We start from the raw sequence: 4,044 nt of genomic DNA on the forward strand, positions 1-4,044 counted from the left end.
ATTTAAGGGAACGGTGTTTTTTGGCAATGCCTTTGGCATGCTTCTTAAAGTCATCGGTAACAACAACATTAAAGCTCATTGAGAAAATCTTTAGCCGATTGAAGTTTTATTTTACCTTCCTGGTGTTGCTTGACCTGTTCTAAAGAATGCTGTAAATCTTCCACAAATTGCTTTTGCTCTTTAGAAATCTGTTTTACTTTCTTGAAACCAAGATTATTTACAAGCTCCATAAAGAAGTTGTATTTATTGTCCGGTATATCTATTACTACTCGTTGCATAATCGTTTTATTTTGTTGCGTATGCTTGCCCGGTTTTGAAATCCCGGATTAAAGCATCCATTACCATAAATATTTGTTTTTTAGCTGTTTCCGGTAAAGAAGAAACTTCCTGAAATCGTTTTAACATGTCCTGATTGAGTTCAAAAGAAGTTTTACCCACCAGGTAATCAATCGAAACATTAAGGGCGTCAGCAATACGCATAATCACATCAATAGAAGGTTTTACTTCGTCCCTTTCATATCTACCAATTAAATCACCGGAAGTGTCAGCCCTTTTCCCAAGTTCACTTTGGGAAAGCTTCTTTTCTTTCCTTAATGCTGTTATATGTTGTCCTAAAGTCATACTTATATATCAGTAAAATGAAATGAATATTAAGATATCAACAAAATTAACTGATAAAAATATCATAAACAAGTAAAATTTTCTTTGTTTAGTTCGGATAAATATTATTGTTTTGTGATAGATATATCAGTAAAATGATTTTTAAACTCTTTAGAAAAATGGAAATAAGGGACATAAAATTCCACCTAAACATATTAACAGTGCTGAACAGCTATTGCCTGAAGCCCAACCGTAACAGAGACTAGTAGCGGAATCAAGTTTGAATTCATAAGAACAAAGGATGATGAAGAGAAAAAATAACCTACTGCCAGTTGTCATAAATATAGCATTATTATTAATTGGCATTGGTATATTGTACTTTGCCTCTCTTTTTTGGATGGGAAGTAAAGAGGAGTACGAAGAATTAGTCAATAACTCATATTGGTCTTTTTTTACCAATAGGTTGTTTTTTAATGCTCTCATTGGGCTTGCGTTAATAGCCTTTATAGGTGTTGTTAATTGGCTAATTCTGAAAGCAACAAAATCTATGGTAAGCATTAAGAGAGTATTAGCAATCGATTTCTTGATGTTTGTTATTTGTTCTATTGTTTTTATTGCTTTTCAATTATTTTGATAGATATAATTAAGAAAATTAAATAATTAAAGCCCGGCAAGTCCAGGCTTTTTTAATGGTTTAAATGTATCTACCCTAGCAAATACTTATTCCTGAAGTAAACTTTTATCAATAATTTTCGGCAGGTGTAATGTGGATGTTTTCCATAACGTACTTCAACCACTTTTGAGGATCAATGTCGGGTTTTCTGCAAGTTCTGACGAAGCTGTAGAACATCGCGATGTTTTTAGCGGCATTGTGTGCGCCGGCAAACAAATAGTTCTTACATCCTAAAGCCAGGAGGCGAATGGAGTTTTTTACCAGGTTGCTGTTTATCTCTGGTTTTCTATGGCAAGACAGTTCGGAAGGCTGATTCATCGATTTTTGCAAAAGTCCAGGACAAGTCCAATACATTGCCGGCCCAAAATACGTAAGCAGTACCGAAAGATACCAACTGAACAATTTGGATGAATTACAATGTAAACTGGGAAAATTTCATCCGCTAAATATGAACAAATGAGTACAATAAATCTTAAATTTGTAAAAAACAGAATGGTTATGGGAGTATCAGAATTACGCAAAGAGCTTCATGATTTTATAAACCATGCTGATGAAAGGTTTTTGAAAATGGTTTATGCCATGAGCAAAGAGTATGAGGAACCTGAAATAGTGGGGTATACTTTGGATGGGTCGCCAATTACCCGGCAGCATCTTGTAAAAAGGATTAAGGCAGCATCTGAAGGTGTCAAGTCCGGAGATTTTTTAGCGCAGGAAGATGTTGAGAAGGAGGTAGAAAATTGGTGAGTAAAAATCAACTTCCAATTAAATGGGACAGACTGGCTAAACAGCACTTGGATGCTATCTATGAGTACATTGCTGAAGACTCAGTTCCGGCCTCCCGCAGAGTAAAGAAGGAACTCATAAAACTGGCGCACAGTCTGAGTGATTTTCCGGAAAAGTATTCAATATAGGAATACCTTGTCAATGAGCCGGAAAACTATCTCTCTGTATCAAAATGGAGTTACAAGATTATTTATGAAGTCACCGACGAATGCATCATTATAGCAGACATTTTTCATACAAGTCAACATCCTTTAAATATGAATAAAGATGCTGATTGACTACACCCATCGCACCGCCCAGGAAAATCGGTGTTCGTCATCACTTGTCAGCAAGATTAGTGCCAGGTTGTCCGGCCTTTATTCTCCTAAACAACTGATTTGCATTTAATACGCAGCAGCTTCGGTTTCCCAGTCCGGCTTGTTTGAAAGCCAAAACCACCCAGGTATTGCAGGTTCTGAATAAATGATATTTTCTTTTGGAGAGGAAAAAATAGCGGCTTTTGCCATACATTTCGCTGGCGATGGGAGCGTTGGATTCGTCGCGCATCAGGCTACTGGCAAAAAAGTGGGTGAGCCGGTCAAATTGTTGTTTGTTCAATTCCAGTTCCAGAAATCTGGCTTCACTGGTATAAGCCGATGAGATAGGTATGCTAAACGGATAAATCCGCATTACACTCTGAGTGGGCCAGAGAATTGCTCTTGCAGCCAGTAAAACGGGACTTCCCGGAGCCTGGTAGAATTTTTCATCTCCCCAACTGACATCTACATACTGTTTATCCTCAAAAGTGGAGACTTCAGGCCATATTTCCGGATTAATTTTGTTAACGGGAAGGACAATGCCGGTATGCCAGGCCTGTTGCGCAACGTAAACCGTAATTTTATCGGAATCAGGGCTTGCTTTCTCCTGCCCGCTGAAAGGCTGGTGTATGAAGAATAGGATTATTAGTATGTGTTTTATCTTTGTCTTCATGAGTATTCTGTTGCTAAAAAGAAAAATCAGGACTATCATTGGAGGAACCAATTCCTACTCTTAGTAATTTCGGGGTTTACACAATAAAATCCAAACCGGCTTTCTGCCTGATGTTTGTTTATAAAAAACCATAATCGGGATCAGGGTTTAGGGATGAAATCCCTTTTAGGAAACGGTTAAAGCAATTAGGTTTATTAGTCCATCACAATATTCAGGATCTGACAAACTCTTAATTTAACCTTCAAAATTAAAAAGGAAACAGGCTGAAAGCCCAACTGATATAGCCCGGGGCACCACCCCGGGGAAAGTAAGTTTTCCCATAAATTCGTTTTATTGGCCGCGTCGCGGCCAATAAAACGAGATTTTTGGTTTGTTTTGCGTTCCTGAGACGTTGCCCCTGGTTAAAATCTAAACCTAAACCGGCCTTCAGCCTGACGTTTGTTTATAAAAAACCATACTCAAGGTTAGGGTTTAAGGGATGAAATCCATTTGAAACAAAGTTTCCGGACAGTATAGAAACAAAAATCATGTACCGGAATTGAGAAAACAATTACAAAGTGAAATATTCCATTTGAGTACAAAGACATTGGCCCTTTACAGATTCATATCAATCTGAATATTCCCGTAGGTTTCCATCTTTCCATAATGCATTTGCTCCGTTTGAATAAAACCCTATTTTTGTTCGTTCACAAATAATCAAATTGATGAATCTACCACTGCCTGAAGATTTTTTGTTGCGGATGCAGCAACAGTTCGAAAAAGATGAATTTAATTCTTTTGTGGAGAGTTTTGCAAATGATTCGCTGCCTTCGGTGCGGGTGAATCCTGCCAAAAATGAAAAGCGGTTCTCGCAATACCAGCAGGTTCCCTGGTGCCCCCATGGTTTTTACTTAAAGGAGAAACCTGTTTTCACCCTTGACCCTGCTTTTCATGCAGGAGCTTACTACCCCCAGGAGGCCAGCAGTATGGTGCTCTGGCATCTTCTGGAGAAAATAGAAAAGGAAGAAAACGGTCGGGGC

The 4,044-nt window shown here is 38.1% G+C and carries 7 protein-coding genes and 1 pseudogene; 4 read left to right on the plus strand and 4 right to left on the minus strand.

From position 1 onward, the window contains the following. Nucleotides 1-68: 68 nt before the first annotated feature. Both QZZ43_RS14995 and QZZ43_RS15000 read right to left on the minus strand, forming a co-directional pair. On the minus strand, nt 69-278 hold the full coding sequence (locus QZZ43_RS14995) for a hypothetical protein (RefSeq protein ID WP_291861136.1): 210 nt from the start codon (nt 276-278) through the stop codon (nt 69-71). Between the two features lie 7 nt (nt 279-285). Then, on the minus strand, nt 286-621 hold the full coding sequence (locus tag QZZ43_RS15000; RefSeq protein ID WP_291861137.1) for a helix-turn-helix transcriptional regulator: 336 nt from the start codon (nt 619-621) through the stop codon (nt 286-288). Between the two features lie 283 nt (nt 622-904). Between QZZ43_RS15000 and QZZ43_RS15005 the strand changes: the two genes are divergently transcribed. Beyond that, the gene (locus QZZ43_RS15005; protein WP_291861139.1) at nt 905-1,234 is read left to right on the plus strand and encodes a hypothetical protein; all 330 of its coding nucleotides are present in this window, start codon (nt 905-907) and stop codon (nt 1,232-1,234) included. Between the two features lie 108 nt (nt 1,235-1,342). Here the strand turns inward: QZZ43_RS15005 and QZZ43_RS15010 are convergent, their stop codons facing one another. Beyond that, nucleotides 1,343-1,591 (minus strand): hypothetical protein, encoded by a 249-nt coding sequence (locus QZZ43_RS15010; protein ID WP_291861140.1) that lies wholly within the window; start codon nt 1,589-1,591, stop codon nt 1,343-1,345. 138 nt (nt 1,592-1,729) lie between these two features. On the opposite strand from QZZ43_RS15010, the gene QZZ43_RS15015 reads away from it, so the two are divergent. Continuing rightward, nucleotides 1,730-2,017 carry a hypothetical protein gene (locus QZZ43_RS15015; RefSeq protein WP_291861142.1) on the plus strand — a complete coding sequence of 96 codons (288 nt, stop codon included), beginning with the start codon at nt 1,730-1,732 and terminating at the stop codon, nt 2,015-2,017. After that, nucleotides 2,014-2,184, plus strand: a complete 171-nt coding sequence (locus tag QZZ43_RS15020) for a type II toxin-antitoxin system RelE/ParE family toxin (protein ID WP_291861144.1) — start codon at nt 2,014-2,016, stop codon at nt 2,182-2,184. The genes QZZ43_RS15015 and QZZ43_RS15020 overlap by 4 nt, the downstream gene beginning before the upstream one ends. Before the next feature lie 190 nt (nt 2,185-2,374). On the opposite strand, the gene QZZ43_RS15025 is transcribed toward QZZ43_RS15020, so the two are convergent. Continuing rightward, entirely contained in the window at nt 2,375-3,025 is a 651-nt protein-coding gene (locus QZZ43_RS15025; RefSeq protein ID WP_291861145.1) for a DUF2459 domain-containing protein, read from the minus strand. Nucleotides 3,026-3,729: 704 nt separating this feature from the next. On the opposite strand from QZZ43_RS15025, the pseudogene QZZ43_RS15030 reads away from it, so the two are divergent. Next, nucleotides 3,730-4,044 (plus strand): annotated as a pseudogene (locus tag QZZ43_RS15030) (RNA methyltransferase); the annotation flags it as partial.

The organism is Marinilabilia sp., from assembly GCF_016278715.1.
Classification (GTDB): domain Bacteria; phylum Bacteroidota; class Bacteroidia; order Bacteroidales; family Marinilabiliaceae; genus Marinilabilia.

Coding starts and splice junctions, on each gene's coding strand:
- QZZ43_RS15010 (WP_291861140.1), bottom strand. CDS start 1,591: ATGAATCAGCCTTCCGAACTGTCTTGCCATAGAAAACCAGAGATAAAC.
- QZZ43_RS14995 (WP_291861136.1), bottom strand. CDS start 278: ATGCAACGAGTAGTAATAGATATACCGGACAATAAATACAACTTCTTT.
- QZZ43_RS15005 (WP_291861139.1), top strand. CDS start 905: ATGAAGAGAAAAAATAACCTACTGCCAGTTGTCATAAATATAGCATTA.
- QZZ43_RS15000 (WP_291861137.1), bottom strand. CDS start 621: ATGACTTTAGGACAACATATAACAGCATTAAGGAAAGAAAAGAAGCTT.
- QZZ43_RS15015 (WP_291861142.1), top strand. CDS start 1,730: ATGAGTACAATAAATCTTAAATTTGTAAAAAACAGAATGGTTATGGGA.
- QZZ43_RS15025 (WP_291861145.1), bottom strand. CDS start 3,025: ATGAAGACAAAGATAAAACACATACTAATAATCCTATTCTTCATACAC.